Annotated in this window: 16 protein-coding genes; 9 read left to right on the top strand and 7 right to left on the bottom strand. The window is 68.7% G+C overall.

The features are described 5' to 3' along the window. Positions 1–105: 105 nt before the first annotated feature. The 3 genes from ACZ6YV_RS06745 to ACZ6YV_RS06735 form a co-directional block, all read right to left on the bottom strand. Entirely contained in the window at positions 106–2268 is a 2163-nt protein-coding gene (locus ACZ6YV_RS06745; protein WP_465508712.1) for a phospholipase A2, read from the bottom strand. A gap of 54 nt (positions 2269–2322) precedes the next feature. Continuing rightward, a complete protein-coding gene (locus tag ACZ6YV_RS06740; protein WP_465508711.1) occupies positions 2323–3777 on the bottom strand; it encodes a GGDEF domain-containing protein in 1455 nt (484 codons plus the stop codon). A gap of 458 nt (positions 3778–4235) precedes the next feature. Continuing rightward, positions 4236–5450 carry an MFS transporter gene (locus tag ACZ6YV_RS06735; RefSeq protein WP_465508710.1) on the bottom strand — a complete coding sequence of 405 codons (1215 nt, stop codon included), beginning with the start codon at positions 5448–5450 and terminating at the stop codon, positions 4236–4238. Between the two features lie 372 nt (positions 5451–5822). Between ACZ6YV_RS06735 and ACZ6YV_RS06730 the strand changes: the two genes are divergently transcribed. Beyond that, positions 5823–6716: an SDR family NAD(P)-dependent oxidoreductase gene (locus ACZ6YV_RS06730; RefSeq protein ID WP_465508709.1), complete on the top strand. Its 894-nt coding sequence runs from the start codon at positions 5823–5825 to the stop codon at positions 6714–6716. 129 nt (positions 6717–6845) lie between these two features. On the opposite strand, the gene ACZ6YV_RS06725 is transcribed toward ACZ6YV_RS06730, so the two are convergent. Together ACZ6YV_RS06725 and ACZ6YV_RS06720 are read right to left on the bottom strand one after the other, a co-directional pair. Then, positions 6846–7502, bottom strand: coding sequence for a maleylpyruvate isomerase N-terminal domain-containing protein (locus tag ACZ6YV_RS06725; RefSeq protein ID WP_465508708.1), 657 nt, complete (start codon positions 7500–7502; stop codon positions 6846–6848). A gap of 129 nt (positions 7503–7631) precedes the next feature. Then, complete coding sequence (locus tag ACZ6YV_RS06720) at positions 7632–9485, bottom strand: AMP-dependent synthetase/ligase (RefSeq protein ID WP_465508707.1); 1854 nt, start codon at positions 9483–9485, stop codon at positions 7632–7634. A 170-nt stretch (positions 9486–9655) separates the two neighbouring features. Here ACZ6YV_RS06720 and ACZ6YV_RS06715 point away from each other — a divergent pair, with 170 nt between their 5' ends. The 7 genes from ACZ6YV_RS06715 to ACZ6YV_RS06685 all read left to right on the top strand — a co-directional run bounded on the left by ACZ6YV_RS06715 (position 9656) and on the right by ACZ6YV_RS06685 (position 15863). Beyond that, positions 9656–9868, top strand: a complete 213-nt coding sequence (locus tag ACZ6YV_RS06715) for a hypothetical protein (protein WP_465508706.1) — start codon at positions 9656–9658, stop codon at positions 9866–9868. Next, positions 9852–11033, top strand: a complete 1182-nt coding sequence (locus tag ACZ6YV_RS06710) for a kynureninase (protein WP_465508705.1) — start codon at positions 9852–9854, stop codon at positions 11031–11033. The genes ACZ6YV_RS06715 and ACZ6YV_RS06710 overlap by 17 nt, the downstream gene beginning before the upstream one ends. Before the next feature lie 230 nt (positions 11034–11263). Then, positions 11264–11614 (top strand): hypothetical protein, encoded by a 351-nt coding sequence (locus tag ACZ6YV_RS06705; RefSeq protein WP_465508704.1) that lies wholly within the window; start codon positions 11264–11266, stop codon positions 11612–11614. Positions 11615–11987: 373 nt separating this feature from the next. Then, complete coding sequence (locus ACZ6YV_RS06700; protein WP_465508703.1) at positions 11988–14498, top strand: sensor histidine kinase; 2511 nt, start codon at positions 11988–11990, stop codon at positions 14496–14498. After that, positions 14499–14909, top strand: a complete 411-nt coding sequence (locus ACZ6YV_RS06695) for a roadblock/LC7 domain-containing protein (protein WP_020631067.1) — start codon at positions 14499–14501, stop codon at positions 14907–14909. Continuing rightward, positions 14906–15277 carry a DUF742 domain-containing protein gene (locus ACZ6YV_RS06690; RefSeq protein WP_101610141.1) on the top strand — a complete coding sequence of 124 codons (372 nt, stop codon included), beginning with the start codon at positions 14906–14908 and terminating at the stop codon, positions 15275–15277. The genes ACZ6YV_RS06695 and ACZ6YV_RS06690 overlap by 4 nt, the downstream gene beginning before the upstream one ends. Continuing rightward, the gene (locus tag ACZ6YV_RS06685; RefSeq protein ID WP_101610140.1) at positions 15258–15863 is read left to right on the top strand and encodes a GTP-binding protein; all 606 of its coding nucleotides are present in this window, start codon (positions 15258–15260) and stop codon (positions 15861–15863) included. The genes ACZ6YV_RS06690 and ACZ6YV_RS06685 overlap by 20 nt, the downstream gene beginning before the upstream one ends. Positions 15864–15948: 85 nt before the next feature. Here ACZ6YV_RS06685 and ACZ6YV_RS06680 read toward each other — a convergent pair whose 3' ends face one another. Beyond that, entirely contained in the window at positions 15949–16371 is a 423-nt protein-coding gene (locus tag ACZ6YV_RS06680; RefSeq protein ID WP_465508702.1) for a DoxX family protein, read from the bottom strand. Positions 16372–16567: 196 nt separating this feature from the next. Beyond that, the gene (locus ACZ6YV_RS06675; RefSeq protein WP_378243353.1) at positions 16568–17017 is read right to left on the bottom strand and encodes a DoxX family protein; all 450 of its coding nucleotides are present in this window, start codon (positions 17015–17017) and stop codon (positions 16568–16570) included. Positions 17018–17159: 142 nt separating this feature from the next. Between ACZ6YV_RS06675 and ACZ6YV_RS06670 the strand changes: the two genes are divergently transcribed. Beyond that, positions 17160–17630 (top strand): NUDIX hydrolase, encoded by a 471-nt coding sequence (locus ACZ6YV_RS06670; protein WP_465508701.1) that lies wholly within the window; start codon positions 17160–17162, stop codon positions 17628–17630. Positions 17631–17772: the final 142 nt, after the last annotated feature.

Below are 17772 nucleotides of genomic sequence, written 5' to 3'. Positions count from 1 at the left end.
GCCTGTTGCGGGTTGTCGCAGGATTACACATCCCCCCGAAGATGTGTCATGCACCACCGGTTTCCCGTCAAGAGTACGGAGAATGCCTGGTCAGCGCCGCCTGGATCAGGGCAGTACGCGCCGGGCCGCGCGGGCCGGGACCAGCGTGGCGGCGGCCGCCAGCATCGCGACGACGATCGTCGCGACCGGCAGCGCGACCGAGGCGGCGCTGACGTGCTTGCCGTCGAGGGCACCCATCAGGGGCGGCGCGCACGCGACCGCACACACCAGCCAGGTCCCGGTCATCCGGCTGGTGCCGTTCCGCACGGTGTGCAGCAGGTACACCCCGAGAAGCAGGTTGACCAGGCTCTGGACCGGCCCGAACCGGAGCCCGAGGAGGTCGGCGTCGGCCGAGGCACCGCCGAAGCGGGTCAGCGCGAACCCGAACACGCCGAGCATCGCGTACGCCATCCCGACCGTCGCCGCCGCGCGGCAGAACACCGCGGCGCGCAGGCCCGGCTCGTCGACGGCCCGCTGCTGCGGTCCCGAATGACGCTCGAACCACCAGAAGACAAGCACGGCGGGCACGGCCAGCAGCGCGAGCGCGAGCAGGACCCTCGGCTTGGCCAGCCAGCTGAGCCCGTCCACGAACGGGCCCGGGAGGTAGACGACGGCCACGAGCAACAGCATCGCGGACAGGAAACCGAGGTAGAGGCTCATCGGGGCGCGCAGGACCAGGCGAGCGGTGGCGGCGACCACGCGACGCGAGCCGAGCCGGGCCAGTGGCCGTGCCACCAGGCCGAGGAGCGCGAGCTGGATCAGGCCGAGCAGCAGCACGCCCCACGGCGGGCCCGACAACGCGGCCGGGGCGCCGGGACCGCCGAGCAGCATCGGCCCCTCGCCGCGGGCGACGACAGCGAGGCCCAGCCCGGCGGCGCCGGTGAACGCCGTCACCAGGAGGACACCCCGCGGCGGGCGGACGCCGTCGGCGTGGGCGAACGCCAGTTGCTGGACGAACAGGGCGAGGAACAACGTCTCGGCGTAGCGCGGGACGGCCGAGCCGGACCACTGCGCCGCGGCCTCGCTCGCCAGGGTCAAGGCCAGCAGCCCGGCGACGGAGGCGATGCGCGTCCGTCGGTACAGGGCCAGCAGCGCCGGCGCGAGGACCACGGTCAGCAGGAAGACGCCGAGCAGCCAGAGCGGGTGCAGCGCTATCCGCATGACGGTGGCGTTCGTGCCCGTCGGGATCCCCAGCACCTCCAGCGCGAGCGGGACGACCAGCGCGACGACGGCGAAGATCAGCGCCGGGCGCAGGAGCGGGCTCGCGCGGTCGGCGAGGTACTGCGGATACCGGCCGCCGCTCGCGCGGATCGACCGCCAGCCCGCCTCGTTGATCCGGCCCACCGCGAAGAAGATCACCGGACAGAGCTGGGCGAGCCAGGTGAACGGCCACAACGACCGCTCCGGGGCGCCCGCCCAGTGCGCGAGCGCGACGGCGGATTCGCCGAGCAGCATCAGCACGACACCGGCGACCCCGAGCAACGCCCAGCGGCCGACCGGGATTAGCGGCCGCGGTTCGCGGGGGAGCGTGACGGCGGTCCGGCGGACGCGGGCCCAGCCGCGGAGACGGAACACCAGCAGCGCGCCGATCACCAGCACCCCGACGATCATCGGGCCGAGCGGGTCGCCGACCGGCGGTCCCCAGCGCTGGTGCCAGGAGTTGAGCACGAGACCGGCGGTGTAGAGGGAGGCGACGACGTCGCAGGTGTCGCGCGAGTCCATCGGGTTGAGGACGCAGGCGTTGTGCATGTCGGTCGAGAGCCGGTCGTCGAGCGAGGCCCTGGCCTCCTGGCCGAGCGGATGCCCCTTGCGTTCGGCGTAGCGGAGGATGTCGTAGCCCAGGTCGTGGGCCTTGCAGGGGATCGCGTAGTCCCATTTGGTGTTGTCGTCGCCCCAGGGCGCCGAGCAGCCGCCGTCGGTGTGGACGGCGCGCACGGTGCCGTCCCGCGCCGTCATCACGCCCGGGGTGATCCCGCTGACGGAGGTGAAGTCGGCGGGCAGTTCGGCGATGACGTTCTCGACCGGGCCCGGCCGCACCAGCGCGTCGACGGCGTTCTGCGCGGCGAGGATGTCACCCGTCGGTGGTCCCTGGTCCGGCGGCGAGGCGGGCCGCGACGCGATCAGGCCGAAGCCGAACACCAACACCGTGACCAGCAGCAACCAGCCGGAGGTCGACCAGGGCCGCCGGATCCGGGCAGGCTTGCTGTCGGCTTCGGCTGTCGCTGGCATGCCGTTCAGGGTGCCATCCGCCGTTCGGGGCCGACATCCGGATAACCCCCGGTTTCACCCACCGGGTGGCCCGAGGGCGGGGGGCGGAGGAGTAGGCCGTTCCACGTCCTGGGCGAACCGCACCTGGTTCCGGCCGTTCTCCTTGGCCACGTAGACGGCGGCGTCGGAAGCGTGCAGGAGTTCCTCCAGCGATTCACCGTGACGAGGGAACAGAGCCGCCCCGATCGAGGTAGTGCGGCCCGAGATGGTCACGCGACTGCCCCGTTTGTCCGTGGTCACTATATGCAGTTCCGCGATAGCACTGCGCACTCGCTCGGCGGCGAGTTTGGCCGCCGTTTCGTCGATATCCGGCAGAAGGACCAGGAATTCCTCGCCGCCGAACCGGCCGATCACGTCGGCGGGCCGGGTGACCTCGTCCAATTTCTGTGCCACATCGCGGAGGACGTCGTCGCCCGCCGGGTGTCCATATGTGTCGTTAATCCACTTGAAGTGGTCGAGATCAATCATCAGAAGTGCCAGGTTGTCGTCCGATCGGGCAGTCCTTCCGAGCGCCCGATCGGCCGACTCCGACCATCCGCGCATGTTCAGAACACCGGTTTTCGGGTCCGTCCGCGCGTCGTTTTGCAGTTGGTCGATCTCGGCGAGGCGATTGAACACCACCGTCACCACGGCCATCACGATCACCATCGGTGGCATGATCAACAGCAGTACCGCGGTGACCGCGCCGAGGCCGATCGTGATGGCCTCCAGCAGGTTGTCCGCCGCATTGCCGAGCACGGTCGACAGCGACGGCCGCCTCGGCGAGCCGATCGCGAGGATGCCGCCGATGTAGGCGATCTGCACCGCTTCGAAGACCATCCCGGCGATGATCAGGACACCGAATTCGCCGAGTGTGTCCCAGCCGGAAATCCGTCCCCATTCATGCGGTCCGAACGCGGCGAAGGTGAGCGAAGCCAAGGTCACCGAAACGCCGTGGGTGACCGACGAGAACACGAAGTTGTGCGCGGGCCGCCGGGCGATGAACCAATGCTGGATCCGGACGAGCGCGATGATGGAAAGCGTCAGTGAAAGCGGCAGGATGACCGCGGCGGGAAATGTCCAGACCGCGGTGAGGTCGATGAGGACGGTGCGGCTTCGGTCACGCCGTCTTTCCTCTTGCCGCTGGGTGAGCTGAATATGTGCCGTGGCGCCGACGGCGAGAATTGCGAAACGAACCCAGTCTATTCTTCCCGGATTCGTGGAATCCAGCGTCGCGAAAACCATGATCGCGATTCCGATGGCCTCCATCGCGAAAAGGAACGCGATGAATCGCTTCGGCCGCTGCCACAGCGCCCAGGCCCTGGGGTCGTACGGATGGCGCTGCGGCGGTTCGGCCTGGTCACCTTCCGGGCTTGCCTGCCCGCGTTCGGTCACCGGTGCACCGCTGGGGGCGTCGGCCGCCGCCGCTCGCCCGTCAAGCTCGCCGGTGCCGTCGCCGTGCTGGCGGCGGTCGCCGGTCTCGGCTGGCAATTGCTACCTCTTTTCCGCGCGGATGGCACGGCTGAGTAATCTCACCGGTACCGACTGACACACCGTTCGTATTCCACGGCCGGTATCATCCCATCGCATCAGTTGTTCGACACCGGCAAGGGTGCCCGCGAACACGGACCGGAGGTGGCAATCGTGTCCCGTGATTTCTGATCTTGGCAGCTGAATGTTTTTCGAGACGCGACGCGGAAGGGGTGACGGATAGTGTCCAGCCGTGACTTCTGAGCCCGGACAAGGTATTAGTTCGCAGTAACGAGGTGGCCGGGAGGTGTCTGACCGTGTCGAGCCGTGACTTCTGATCGAGAGTCGTTTCTTTTTGCCCACGTGCCGAAGACCCCGGTGCCGAAGGTCGGAGCGTCGAAGCAGTGTTCCGTCGAGATTCACGAGTACGAGCCCGCCGGGCGGCAGTGCCGCCCCAGGGGTCGTCCAGTGTGGATTCCTCATGACAGCAACGGTTCCGGGCTGGATCCGTTGATGTGCCCCCAACTGAATGCGACCAGCACGGCCAGCAGCAGGCCGACCACGCCTGCCAGCGCGATGGCCGAGGTCGCGGCCCCGAGCCGATCGGCGGCGAGCCCGCCGAGTCCCGCCCCTATTCCCTGAGCCACCCGCAACCCTGTGCGATACACCCCGCCGGCACCGCCCCGGAGTTCGTTCGGGACCCAGGTGATGAACGTGGCGCTCACCGTGATCAGGTACGCCCCCGCGGCACCCGCCGCCGCCAGCAGGAGCAGTGCCGGGATCAGCCCCGGTTTGAGCACGAAGCCGATCAAAGCGACCATCGGTAGTGCTGCCAGCACGCCGAGAAGCTTCCGTCGTTGTTCCGCGGAGACGAACCGGGACAACAGGAACGCCCCGATGACGAAACCCAGCGGATCGGCCGCGAGTAGCCAGCCGACAGCCTGTTTTCCCACGCCCATCTCAGCGGCGAGCGGCGCGGCGAGCCCCTCGGGGATGACGGCCAGGCCGACCAGCCACGAGAACCAGACCAGCACCCGCAGGTGACGGTTGCCGAAGACCTGCTTCACCGCGCCGAACCAGCTGCCGTTGCCGTCGGACGCCGCCGACCGCCGCGAGACGGAGAAGCGGACAACGGCCGCGCTGAGCAGGAAGGTCGCGGCGTCCAAAGCCAGCGCCCAGCTCACCCCGACCTGCGAAACCAGCAGACCGCCGCCCGCCAGCCCGAGCAGCATGGCGGTGTTGGTCGAGATGCCCCGGATGTCCTGGCTCTTGAGATAGAGGTCGTCGTCGGTGAACACCTCGCGCGTCAACGCGTTCTGCGCCGCGTTGCCGGGTGCGTTCGCGAGCCGGGCCAGCACCACCAGCCCGCACAGCAGGGCGAGCGGGGTGCCGGGGATCGCCATGACCGCGATCAGCACGCCTTGGATCAGCGAGGAACAGACGAGGACGGTGCGCCTCGGGTAGCGGTCGGCCAGCTGGGAGAGGCCGAGGCCGCCGGCCAGCGCGGGCAGGAAGGTCAGCGAGTAGACCACCGCCGAGAGCAGGGCGGAGCCTGTCCGGTCGTAGACGAGGATCGCCAGCGCGACGATGGTGAGCTGGTCCCCGATGAGGGACTGCACCTCGGCGAGCCAGAGTGCGCGGAACTCGCGGTTTGCCAGGGCGGCGGTCATCCGCGGCGCCGCGTTCGTCTTCACTCCGTGACCACCTCCCCCCGATCGGGTGAACTTAGCTCCCTCGCATTCTTGCCTGCCTTGTTACGTGGCCGACGAGGGAGTCACAGTTGTCGTCCCGCCGAGCAACGTTCAGTATGCCTCTGACTACAGGGAGACGAACAGAAGACCAGTGAATCCTTCCCCTGTTAGGCCGATCAAGCTACGCCGTCTGACCGGTGAGTGACGCCGGACTGACTCGCCCACGGGTATCCGCGCGCCGATCGCCCCTGCCTCGCTCGGCGCAGCCCGGACACCGTTCGCCGCCGGTTGAGTTTCGGCTGAGCCGAATGGGCCAACACTGAGTAGAGACCGGCCTGGAGGTGGAAGGTCGGCTGGGCCAAAGGGGTGAAGGCGATGAACGGTTTGCTCGACGACAAGGCCGTCGTCGTGACCGGGGCAGGGCGGGGCCTCGGCGAGGCGTTCGCGGTGCACGTGGCCAGGGCGGGCGGTGCCGTCGTGGTCAACGACGTCGATGCCGCACTGGCCGCGCGGACGGCGGAGAACATCCGGCAATTCGGTGGCAGAGCGGTCGCCAGCGGGCACAGCGTCGCGGATCCGAAACAGGCGCAGGAGATCGTCGACCTCTGTCTCGCCGAGTTCGGCGCGATCGACGGGCTGGTCAACAACGCGGGACTGAACTACGAGGCGTTGCCGTGGGAGGACGACGTCGACCAGGCCCGCGAACTGGTCGAGGTGAACGTCCTCGGCGTCATGTACACCGGGCTCGCCGCGATCAAGGCCATGGTGGCGCGGGGGAGGCCGGGCTCGATCGTCAACATCTCGTCCGGGGCGTCGCTCGGGCAGCGCAAGCTCGGCGTGTACGCCGCCAGCAAGGGCGCGGTCGCTTCGCTGACCTATTCCTGGGCGCTCGACCTGGAGGAGAGCGGGATCCGGGTGAACGCGGTCTGCCCGCTCGCGCACACCCGGATGGTGTGGAAGTCCGAACGGTCGCTGCGGTCCTGCCCGCCCGACCGGACGCCTTCGCGGATCGCGCCGGTCGTGCTGTTCCTGCTCGGCGCCGGATCCGACGGGATCACCGGGCAGATGATCCGCTGCAACGGGCCGCAACTGCACATCATGGGGCAGCCGTACCTGAAGCAGCCCATCCTCGAACGGCCGGTTTGGGATACCGAGACCGTGCAGCGCGCCTTCGACGAGGTCTTCAGCGCGCACCTGGAGAACTACGGACTCGAGAAGCGGGTCCCGCCCCGGTTGCGCAAGTGGACGGAGTCGACCCGGACCGCCTAGTTCGCGTGACTCGCGTGATCAGGGACGTGACTCGCGTGATCAGACGGCGAACTCGCGTGATTGGGGGCGGAACACTCGAGTTCCGTGTCTGATCACGCGAGTTCCGTGTCTGATCACGTGTGTCGTCCGCTAGCCGACGACGAAGGGGAGCTTCGCGGCCAGGTCGCCGAGGGCGGCCTTCTCCGCGTCGGTCGGTGAGCGGCGTCCGGTGCCGACCAGGAGCGCGTCGGTGTCGGAGAACGACTCGGGGAACTTCTCGCCGGTGCGCTGCTCCAGGATCTGCCGGGTCTTGGCGAGGCTGTCGGCGGCGGGGCCGTCGAGGTGCGGGAGATGCGCGACGAGGTCGAGGTGGTGCAGCGTCCACTCCAGGACGTACGCGGACAGGAAGTCGCCCGCGGACAGGACGATGTCGCGGGTGGCGACCCGCGTCTCGGGGTCGGCGAGGCGCGCGGCACGGCCCGCCGCGGAACCGACGTCGTCGAGGTGGAACTTGAGCAGCCGGGGTTCTTGGTACGCGGCGGCGAGGCGCACGATCAGCGCGTCGAGGTCGTCCTCGCCGGTGGGCGGGGTGCCGGTGACCTCCCAGTAGGTGACCGCGTCGCGGGTGGCCGCCGTTTCGACGGGGGTGGCGAGGGTGATCAGGACGTCCTGGGCGTCGATCACCAGGTGGCAGGCCAGATCCTGCACCAGCCAGCCCGCGCAGCCGGACGGTTTGGCGAAGTCTTCGTCGGGGGTTTCGGCGACGGCGGCGAGCAGCGCCGCCCAAGAGCGGGAGAAGAGATCCACGGCGGCAAGTTAGCAGCGCTGGCTGCTTGAGGTACGTGAAGGACTCCTTCATTGCGCTAGGCGCAGTGAAGGAGTCCTTCACGTACTTGGGGAAGGAGGCCTTCACGGACAGGCCTGCTCGGCGGCGCGTCAGGAACCGGCGACGGGAGTGTCCGACGGGTAGAGGCCCGCGATCGTCGGCGCGTACCGGTCGTTGATGATCCGCCGCTTCAGCTTCAGCGTCGGGGTCAGCTCGCCGCTCTCGGGCGTCCACGACTTCGGGATCACGTGGTACCGCTTGATCTGCTCGATCCGGGACAGCCGCGCGTTCGCCGCCTCGACGGCCTTCTCGATCTCCGCGCGCACCTGCGCGTTGTCGGCGAGCGATTCGCCCTCGGTGAGCTCGATGCCGTTCGCGGTCGCCCAGCCGGGCGCGATCTCGTCGTCGACGACGATCAGCGCCGTGACGTACGGCCGCTTCTCGCCGATCGCGACGGCCTGCCCGATCAGCGGGTGCTCCTTGAGCAGCCCTTCGACCTTCGTCGGGGCGATGTTCTTGCCGCTCGAAGTGATGATCAGTTCCTTCTTGCGGTCGGTGATCGTGACGAAGCCGCGTTCGTCGATCGTCCCGATGTCGCCGGTGGCGAGCCAGCCGTCGGCGTCGACGTCCGGTTTGATCGAGCCGTCCTCCTGCAGGTAGCCGAGGAACACGATCGCGCCGCGGACCAGCAGTTCGCCGTCCTCGGCGACCTTCACCTCGACGCCTTCCAGCGGACGGCCGACCGAACCCGCCTTGAACGCCGACGGCGTGTTCGAGGTGACCGCGCCGGTGGTCTCGGACAGCCCCCAGACCTCCTGGATCTCGACGCCGAGCCCGGCGATGAAGTACAGGATCTCCACCGGCAGCGCGGCGGCACCGCTGGAAGCGACCTCGACCTTGTCCAGGCCCAGCATCGCCCGCACCGGCGCGAGCGCGGCCGCGTCGGTCTGCGCGATCTTCTCCGCGAGTTCCGGCGGCACCTCCTTGCCGTCACTGCGCAGTTTGTAGCCCTGTTGCAGCAGTTCGTTCGCGCCGATCAGGCCGTTCCGCTTCTCCTCCGGCAGGGAGCCGAGCAGGTTCTTCAGGCCCGCCACCATCTTTTCCCACACCCGCGGGACGCCGAAGAAGCTCAGCGGATGCACCTGTCCCAGCGCGCCGACGACGGCTGTCGGGTCGCCGACGGTGTGCACGTGCCCGGCCCACACGATCGGCATGTAGATCGACAGTTCGCGTTCGGCGATGTGCGCGAGCGGCAGGTACGCGATGTTCGTGGCGTGCATCGGCGAGTCGTGCAGCCGCATGACCGCGGTGGCCTCGTGGATCGCGTTGCGGTGCGACAGCACGACACCCTTGGGGTCGCCGGTGGTGCCGGAGGTGTAGATCATCGACAGCGGGTCGTCCGGGCTGATCGCGGACCACGCCGTAGCGAACGCCTCCGGGTCGGCCGCGTGCGCCTCGGCGCCGGCCGCGCGCAGATCGGCGAACGACAGGAATCGTTTGTCGTCCTGGGGAAGCACGGACGCGTCGAGCAGGACGACGTGCCGCAGCGCGGGCAGGTCGTCGAGGACCTGGGACCAGCGGCCGAGTTCTTCGGCACCGGCGAGCACGACGACACCGGCGGCGCTGTGCCGGGCGACGAACCCGATCTGCTCCGGGCTGAGCGTCGCGTACGCGGTGCACGGGATCGCGCCGAGATGGGCGGCGGCGAGGTCGGCGATCAGGTGATCGGGGCTGCTCGGCGCCATGATCAGCACCCTGTCGCGGGTGCCGACCCCGAGACCGGCGAGTCCGCGCGAAACCTCCGCGATGGCGGTGCGGAATTCACGCCAGTTCAGGGTCGGCTTGCCCTCGGCGTCGAGTGACGTGACCGCCGGCAGGTCGCCGAACTCCTCGGCGTTGCGGTGAAGCAGGGCGGGGATGGTCTGGCCTTCGATCTGCTCGGCGACGGTCGGCTGGGTGGTCAACGCTGGCCTCCTCGATGCTGCCTGATCAGGCCCACTGTAAGGGCTCTCGTCAGCGGTGGATAGAGAATCGCGGCCACGGTTGCGCTACGCGAAATGTCCACCTTTTCCGTTTTCAGCGCGTCAGTCGCGAACAAGGAGGAGCCTCGACGAGGACCGGTTCGGCACGCGAGTTGATCGACGCTGTCCAGGCGGAACTGGCACCCCACGACAAGGCGTGCGCCTCCTTCGACTTCTTCGGCGCACCGTCGCCGGATCTTGAGGACCAGGCCGCGCTCGACGCCGGCCAGGTGTCCGAAAAGGACGCCCGGACCCACGCGCGGTTGTTCCAGGCGTACGAACTGGACTTCTGGAACACACTCGCCGACGATGGCGGGCGTGACTGACCTCGTAGCCGAAGCCGCGGCACTGGACGCGGCCGATCCCTTGGCGCACAAGCGAAACGATTTCGACCTCGACGCGGATGTCGCCTACTTCGACGGCAACTCGCTGGGCGCGCCGCCGAAGCACGTGGCCGGGCGGGTCGCCGAGGTCATTCGCGAACAATGGGGCGGTCGGCTCATCCGGTCCTGGTCGGAGGGCTGGTGGGAGGCGCCGGTGCGGGTCGGCGAGCGGATCGCGCCGCTGGTGGGCGCCGCGCCGGGCCAGCTGGTCGTGGCGGATTCGACCAGCGTGAACCTGTTCAAGGCGCTGATCGCCGCGACCAGGCTCAACCCCGGCCGCGACGAGATCCTCGTCGACGCGGACACGTTCCCGACCGACGGCTACATCGCCGACGAGGCCGCCCGCCTGACCGGGCGTACGGTCCGCCGGGTCGTCGCCGAGGACATGCCGGACGTGGTGAGCGAGCGGACCGCCGTCGCGCTGATCAACCACGTCGACTACGTCACCGGGCGCGCCCACGACATGGCCGCGCTGACCGGGGCACTGCGCCGCGCCGGGGCGCTGACGCTCTGGGACCTCTGCCACAGCGTCGGCGCGCTCCCGGTCGAACTGGACGAGGCGGGCGTGGACCTCGCCGTCGGCTGCACCTACAAGTTCCTCAACGGCGGTCCGGGCGCCCCCGCTTTCCTTTATGTGGCAACGAAATGGCTGGACAGGTTCGAGCAGCCGCTGGCGGGCTGGGCAGGCGACCGCGATCCGTTCGCGATGCGGGGCGCGTACGAGGCGCACGCCGGGATCGCGCGTGGCCGTGCCGGCACGCCCGACATCCTTTCGCTGCTCGCGTTGGACGCGGCCCTCGACGTCTGGGACGGAGTGGATCGCGGGTCGCTGCGGGAGAAGGGGCTGGCGCTCGGCGACTTCTTCTTCCGGTGCGCGGACGAGCTGCTCGACGGCGTGAAGCTCCGGACCCCGCGCGGCGACGACCGCGGGCACCAGATCTCGGTCGTCGACGACGACGCGGCCAAGACGATGGCCGCCCTGATCGAACGAGGGGTGATCGGGGACTTCCGCCCGCCCGACGTGCTGCGGTTCGGCCTGGCGCCGCTCTACACCACCTACGGCGAGGTGCTTCGCGCCGTCACGACGCTTCGAGACCTCCGGAAATGACACTCGGGGTGGCGAAAAGCATGAAGTTCATTCGGGAATCGGTGGCAAATAGGTGATCACCTCGCCCCGGTGGGGGAGACACAGCGACCCGTCGCGAATTCGCTGTTAATCTCGACGTTCGCTCTCGCCGCGAGTGTGACGTAGATCCTTCCCCTGTGGCGTAAGGGAAACCCGCGTCGCTCGTCTCAGCGGCAAGGCGCGGCCCACGGCGCCCGGAGAAGGAGGGGATCGTGTCGTTCACCTATACCGCCATCGCCGTGTGCGGTGTCGTCTCCGGTTTCCTGCTCAATGAATTCGGCTCGCGATATCCGGTCGAGACGGCGCTCGTGCTGATCCTGGCCTGCGGAGTGGTGACGCTGTGCTGGGCGGGCGTCCGGATGCTCCGCGACGCGTCCGGGCGGGTCGACGCGCTCCTCGAAGACGAGCTCGGCCGCGTCGACGAAGATCATTTCGCCGAAACCGCGTCGATAAGCTTCGGAAATTCTCGATTCCGTGGTTCGAACGGCGTTACGGCGGCCTTCCTCCGTGGTGATGTCGTTCGCAAACCGAACGGTATGTGGAGCTCTGGTCCGAAAGCGTGAGCGAGGTCACGGCGAGTAGTTTTCGTCGACTTTTCGGCTGAGACGCGAACGCGGCGAGCTGTTACTTGATCGAGTCCGATGAGCGTCGATCAAGCCGCTGCCTGCGGTAAACCGCCAGGTGATCTACTGGCGAGTCACTTGGCGGGGTGTCCTGGTCCACGTGGTGGACTTTCGAGGTCCACCGAGCTCTCGTCAGCTGGTCACGGCCATACGCGACTACCCTTCGCGTCCGGGCTTGACTCACCCGTTTGGGTCTCCTAGCGTCGTCGCGGGCGGAGCGGACCACGCTGTGTTGATCCGGCTATCGGATCCCGCGGGTATGAGATCCCCGGCGACCCGACACCAATTACTGCCGGAAGGAAAACGGACCACGGTGAAGCAGATTTCCCTTCGACGAGGCCGCGGCTCTTCGATTCGTTCGCGCGTTCTCACGATCGCCCTCATTCCGAGCACCGCGCTGATGCTCGTCGGTCTCGCGATCGGCGGCTACTTGATCTTCGACGCGGTCAACGGTCGCGACTACGCGCAACGGATCCGTGACTCGGAAGCCCCCTCCGTCCCGTTCTTCGCCCAGATCCAGGAGGAGCGACGGCTGACGCTGCGCGAGCTCGCGGGCGACCGCTCGCAGCACGCCTCGCTCGTGGAGCAGCGCGCCAAGACCGACGCCGCCACCCAGGGCGTCGTCACGCACCTCCAGAAGTTCATCGGGGACTCGCCCGACAGCGTGCAGCGCAACATCGCCACGGTGAACGGGCTGTTCCAGAAGATGCCGCAGATCCGCCAGTCGGCCGACTCCGGTCAGCTGCCGCTGCTGGACGCTTTCACCTTCTACAACCAGATCCTCGACCAGTTCGTCGAAGGCCTCACGGGTCTCGCGCAGGACGCGCCGAACGCCGAGAACGCCTACCAGCGCATCACCGCGGTGCCGTTGTTCACCGCGATCGACCAGTTGCAGCGCGCGAACTCGCTCGCCGCCGCGGCGGTCGCGGGCGGAGGCTTCACCGACGAGACCTACCGCGCCTACGTCAGCCAGGTCGGTTCGTACCGCTCGCTGCTCGAGTCGTCCGTCTCGCGGATGCGCCCGGACGTCAAGGCGAAGTTCGACCAGCTCGTCGCGAGTGATCCTTGGAAGGCCGTCAACTCGGTCGAGAACACCTTCCTGCAGAACAGCAAGGCCACGCTCCCCATCCCCGAGCAGACGTGGCTGCAGGCGGCGCGCGGCGTCGGTGACGCGATGATGCGCGGCTTCGTCGAGCAGAGTGGTGCCGCCACGACCGAGGCCATCGACGAGGCCGACCGGACACTGATCACCTCGGCCATCGCCGCGGCCATCGCGCTGCTGGTGGCGATCGGCGTGTTCATCATCGCCCTGCGACTGTCCAACCGGCTCATCGGCAGGCTGGCCCGGCTGCGCGAGGACACCCTCGACGTCGCCGAGATCCGGCTGCCCGAACTGGTGGACCGGGTGCGCGCGGGCGAGCCCGTCGACCTCGACGACAAGGGTCACTTCCTCGACCACGGCGACGACGAGATCGGCCAGGTCGCCGAGGCCTTCAACAAGGCACAGCAGACCGCCATCGCGGCCGCCGTCGAAGAGGCCAGGACCCGTGAAGGCACCAAGACGGTGTTCCTCAACATCGCGCACCGCAGCCAGGTCATCGTGCACCGTCAGCTCAAGGTGCTCGACCAGGCCGAGCGCAAGCAGGAGGACCCGGAGCAGCTGGAGACGCTCTTCCAGCTGGACCACCTCTCCACCCGAGCCCGCCGCAACGCGGAGAACCTGATCATCCTCGGTGGCGGCCAGCCCGGCCGTCAGTGGCGCAAGCCGGTCACGCTGGCCGAGCTGACCCGCGGTGCCTCGGCCGAGACCGAGGACTTCGCCAGGGTGAAGACGGCGAAGATGCCCGCGGTCGCGGTGCAGGGCCCGGTCGTCGGCGACCTCGTGCACCTGCTCGCGGAGCTGATCGACAACGCGACCTCCTTCTCGCCGCCGCAGTCGCGGGTCGAGCTGCGGGGCAACGTGGTCGGCAAGGGCGTCGTGATCGAGGTCGAGGACCAGGGCCTCGGCATCGAGCCCGAGCAGGCCGCCGAGCTGAACGCGATGTTGGCCGATCCGCCGGATTTCGGCATCATGGCTTTGTCAGCCGAGCCGCGGCTGGGCCTGTTCGTGGTCGCGCGCCTCGCCGCCCGCCACGGGATCTCCGTGCACCTGCGCGAGTCCGCGTACGGCGGCACCAGGGCCATCGTGCTCGTCCGCACCGACCTGCTCGCGCCGGTCCCGTCTGATCAGCCGGAGGACGAGGTGGACCCCGAGAGCACCGAGGTGCCGGACGCCGCGCCGCTGCTCCCGGGCCGCCGTGCCCGTCACCGCACGGAGTTCCCCGTGGAGCGGCCCGAACTGCCCGTGCCGATGCCGGTGGCTCCCCAGTCGGAGTTCCCGCAGGAACAGCCCGGTGGCGCGCTGCCGCCGCTGCCCTCGCGCCAGCCGCGAGTGCCCCGGCCGGAGACGCCCAGGCTCGACACAGCCCGGCCCGAGCCGATCCGCCCGGAGCCTGCGCGTGCCGAGTCACGGCCGCAGGCGGTGCAGCCGCCGGCGTGGCCGCCCGCCGACACCCGACCGCAGGACGGCCGTCCGCCGCAGACCCGGCGACCCGGCCCCGAGGCGCCGGGCAGGCCACCGCTGCCGCAGCGCCGACGTCAGACGAACCTGGTCCCCCAGCTGATGGAGGACCGGCCTGCCGCGCAGCGCGAGGACGTCCGCGAGGACACCCCCGAGCTGGCCAGGAACCGCCTCGCCGCCTTCCAGCAGGGGACGCGCCGCGGCCGGGACACCGAACCCACCGACGAGTACACCGACCACGACATGTACGGAGATCGTGACTAGATGGCCAACGCGGGAGTCAGTGAACTCGACTGGTTGCTGGATGACCTGGTCAAGCGCGTCAGCGGTGCCGACAGGGCGGTAGTCCTGTCAGCCGACGGCCTGCTCATCGGACGGTCCGGCAACCTGTCGGAGCAGGACGGCGAGCATCTGTCCGCGGTCGCGTCGGCGTTCCAGAGCCTCGCGCGGGGCACGGGACGGCATTTCGGTGGCGGCAACGTCCGGCAGACCATGGTCGAGATGGACCACGCCTTCCTGTTCGTCACCGCGGCGGGCCGCGGCGCGTGCCTCGCGCTGCTGGCGAAGGAAGACGCGGACATGGGCCTCGTGGCCTACGAGATGAACCTGATGGTCAAGCGGGTCGGTGCGGTACTCACTTCGGCGCCTCGCGCCGCGACTCCCCTGTCGCCATGAGCGGGCGGCACGAGTCGTGGTTCGAGGACGAGGCCGGGCCGCTGGTCCGGTCGTACGCCGTCACGGGCGGGCGCACCCGCTCGGATACGCTCGGCCTCGACCTGATCACCCTGGTGGTGGCCATGCGCACCGCGCACGAGGTCGCCGGCTTCGAGCCGGAGTACGGGCGGATCCTCAACCTGTGCCAGAGACCGACCTCCGTCGCGGAGGTCGCCGCGCGTATCGATCTGCCGCTGCCGGTGGTGAAGGTGCTGCTGAGCGACCTCATCGAACAGAACCTCGTGCTGTTCCGCACCGCGACCCCGGTCACCGACACCCCCAACAAACACGTACTCCAGGCGGTTCTTGATGGCATCCGGAAACTCTGAGCCCCGGCGATCCTTGACCGCGAACGCGGTCAAGGTCCTCATCGCCGGCGGGTTCGGGGTCGGTAAGACCACGATGGTCGGCTCGGTCAGCGAGGTTCCCCCGCTGCGCACCGAAGAGGTCATCACCGCGGCGTCCGAGGGCGTCGACGACCTCACCGGCGTCGAGAAGAAGACGACCACCACGGTCGCCCTCGACTTCGGCCGCATCACCATCAACCCCGAGCTGATCCTGTATCTGTTCGGCACGCCGGGACAGGACCGGTTCTGGTTCATGTGGGACGAACTGGCCGAAGGCGCTCTCGGCGCCGTCGTGCTGGCCGACACCCGGCGGCTCGACAGCTGCTTCGCGGCCGTCGACTTCTTCGAGCGGCGCGGACTGCCGTTCGTCGTCGCCGTCAACTGCTTCGACAACGCGTATCGCTACGGCACCGAAGAGGTCCGGCAGGCGCTCGACGTCAGCATGGACGTCCCGCTGCTGCTGTGCGACGCGCGGGAACGCGACTCGACGAAGCAGGTGCTGACCGTGCTGATGGAGCACGTGCTCGCGCTGTCCGATCTGGCGGCCGGGCTGCCGCAGGGACGCTGATCTTCCCTCACCACCGACGCTATGAAAGGCCCGTTACTCGCAAAATTTGCGAGTAACGGGCCTTTCATAGCGTCGGTGGTGAGGCTCAGGACTTGCGGCGGCGGCGCAGCGTGTCGAGCGCGTAGGTGCCCGGGCCGACCACTGCGAACAGCAGGAAGACCCACGAGTACAGGGCGGCCATCTCACCCTTGTTCTGCAACGGCAGCAGCGCGTCGGGCTGGTGTACGACGAAGTACGCGTACGCCATGGTGCCCGAAAGCAGCACCGCGACCGGGCGGGTGAACAGGCCCGCCAGGAGCAACAGCGATCCGGCCAGTTCGATCACCCCGGCGTACCAGCTCGGCCAGGTGCCGACGGGGACGGCGGGCTTGTCGAAGAAGCCCATCGACTGCAAACCGTGACAGAGGAACAGGAACGAGACCACTACGCGGACGACGGAGAGGGCCAGTCCTTGCCATTTGGCTGTCTGGCCGATCTCGGTGGTCGTGGCGGTGGCTGTCTGGGTCATGACGCATCCTTCCGGCTCAAGGTGGTCTAAACCATTGATGCGATAGAGGATGCCGGATACCCCCATCCGTAGGGAACTTTCTTTCGGGGGGTAATTCCATGGTATGGCCGAATTTATTGACAGCGAATCGACAGGTACGCAATAAAGAGGCCCCTTTCCTGGAATCATTCCAGGAAAGGGGCCTCTTTATCGATGTTCAGCGGCGGCGGCGCAGTGTGTCGAGCGCGAAGGTGCCCGGGCCGACCACCGCGATCAGCAGGAAGATCCAGCAGTAGAGGGTGGAGAGCTCGCCCATGTTCTGCAGCGGCAGCAGTCCTTCCGGCGCATGCACGGTGAAGTAGGCGTAGGCCATGACGCCGGAGAGGAGCACCGCGACCGGCCGGGTGAACAGGCCCACCAGCACCAGCACGGCGCCGACGACCTCGATCACGCTGCCGTACCAGCCGGGCCAGGAGCCGAGTTCGACGGAGCCGCCCGCGCCGTCGACGCCACCGAAGAAGCCGAATCCCTGCAAACCGTGGCAGAGGAAGAGGAACGAGACGACGATCCGGACGGCCGACTGGATCGCGCCCTGTGCCTTGGCGGCACGCGGGGTGGCGGTGGTCGTGGTGGCGGTGGTCTCGGCGGGGGTGATGGTCTGCGTCATGGTTCCGGTCCTTCCGGGAGGTTTCTGTCTGGCTGCTTCTGCTCATGCGTCGGACGAGACCGGCGCCGATCGACATGCGAGCGGAAAGTTTTTTCGCGGGCCGGTCACATCACCCGATCGGAGCAGCGTCAGACTGGTCGCCATGGCGGGTAAGACGAGTGCCGGGATCCTGCTCTTCCGCAGGTCGGGCGAGGTGACCGAGGTGCTGCTCGGGCATATGGGCGGGCCGTTCTGGGCGAAGAAGGACGCGGGCGGCTGGTCGATACCCAAGGGTGAGTACGAGCCGGACGAGGCGCCGGAGGACGCGGCGCGGCGTGAGTTCCAGGAAGAGCTGGGGCTGCCGGCGCCGGAGGGCGAGTACCTCCCGCTCGGTCAGGTGAAGCAGTCCGGCGGCAAGGTCGTGACGGTCTGGGCGGTGGAGGGCGACCTCGATCCGGATCGGGTCGTCCCCGGCACCTTCGAGATGGAGTGGCCGCCGCGGTCGGGCCGGACGCAGGAGTTCCCCGAGGTCGACAGGGCCGCCTGGTTCGGGCTCGCCGAAGCGGAGGAGAAGCTACTCAAAGGCCAGCTTCCGTTCCTCGCCCGGCTGGGTGAGTTGTTCAACGGTGAGTAACCCGCGCCGGTGAGGCCTCGGTCCAGTGGGGGGGGGGGGGGGGGGGGGGGGGTGGTAGGACTAGAAGAACACAAAACACCCGGCCCCGCCCGCGGGGCGCCCCAGCCCCCCCAGGGTGGGGGGGGGCCAAGGGCCCCGGCGG

The sequence above is a fragment of the Amycolatopsis sp. NPDC102522 genome (genome assembly GCF_055584485.1).
Note: the sequence above shows the minus strand (reverse complement) of the source record. Positions and strands in the feature narration are given on the sequence as shown.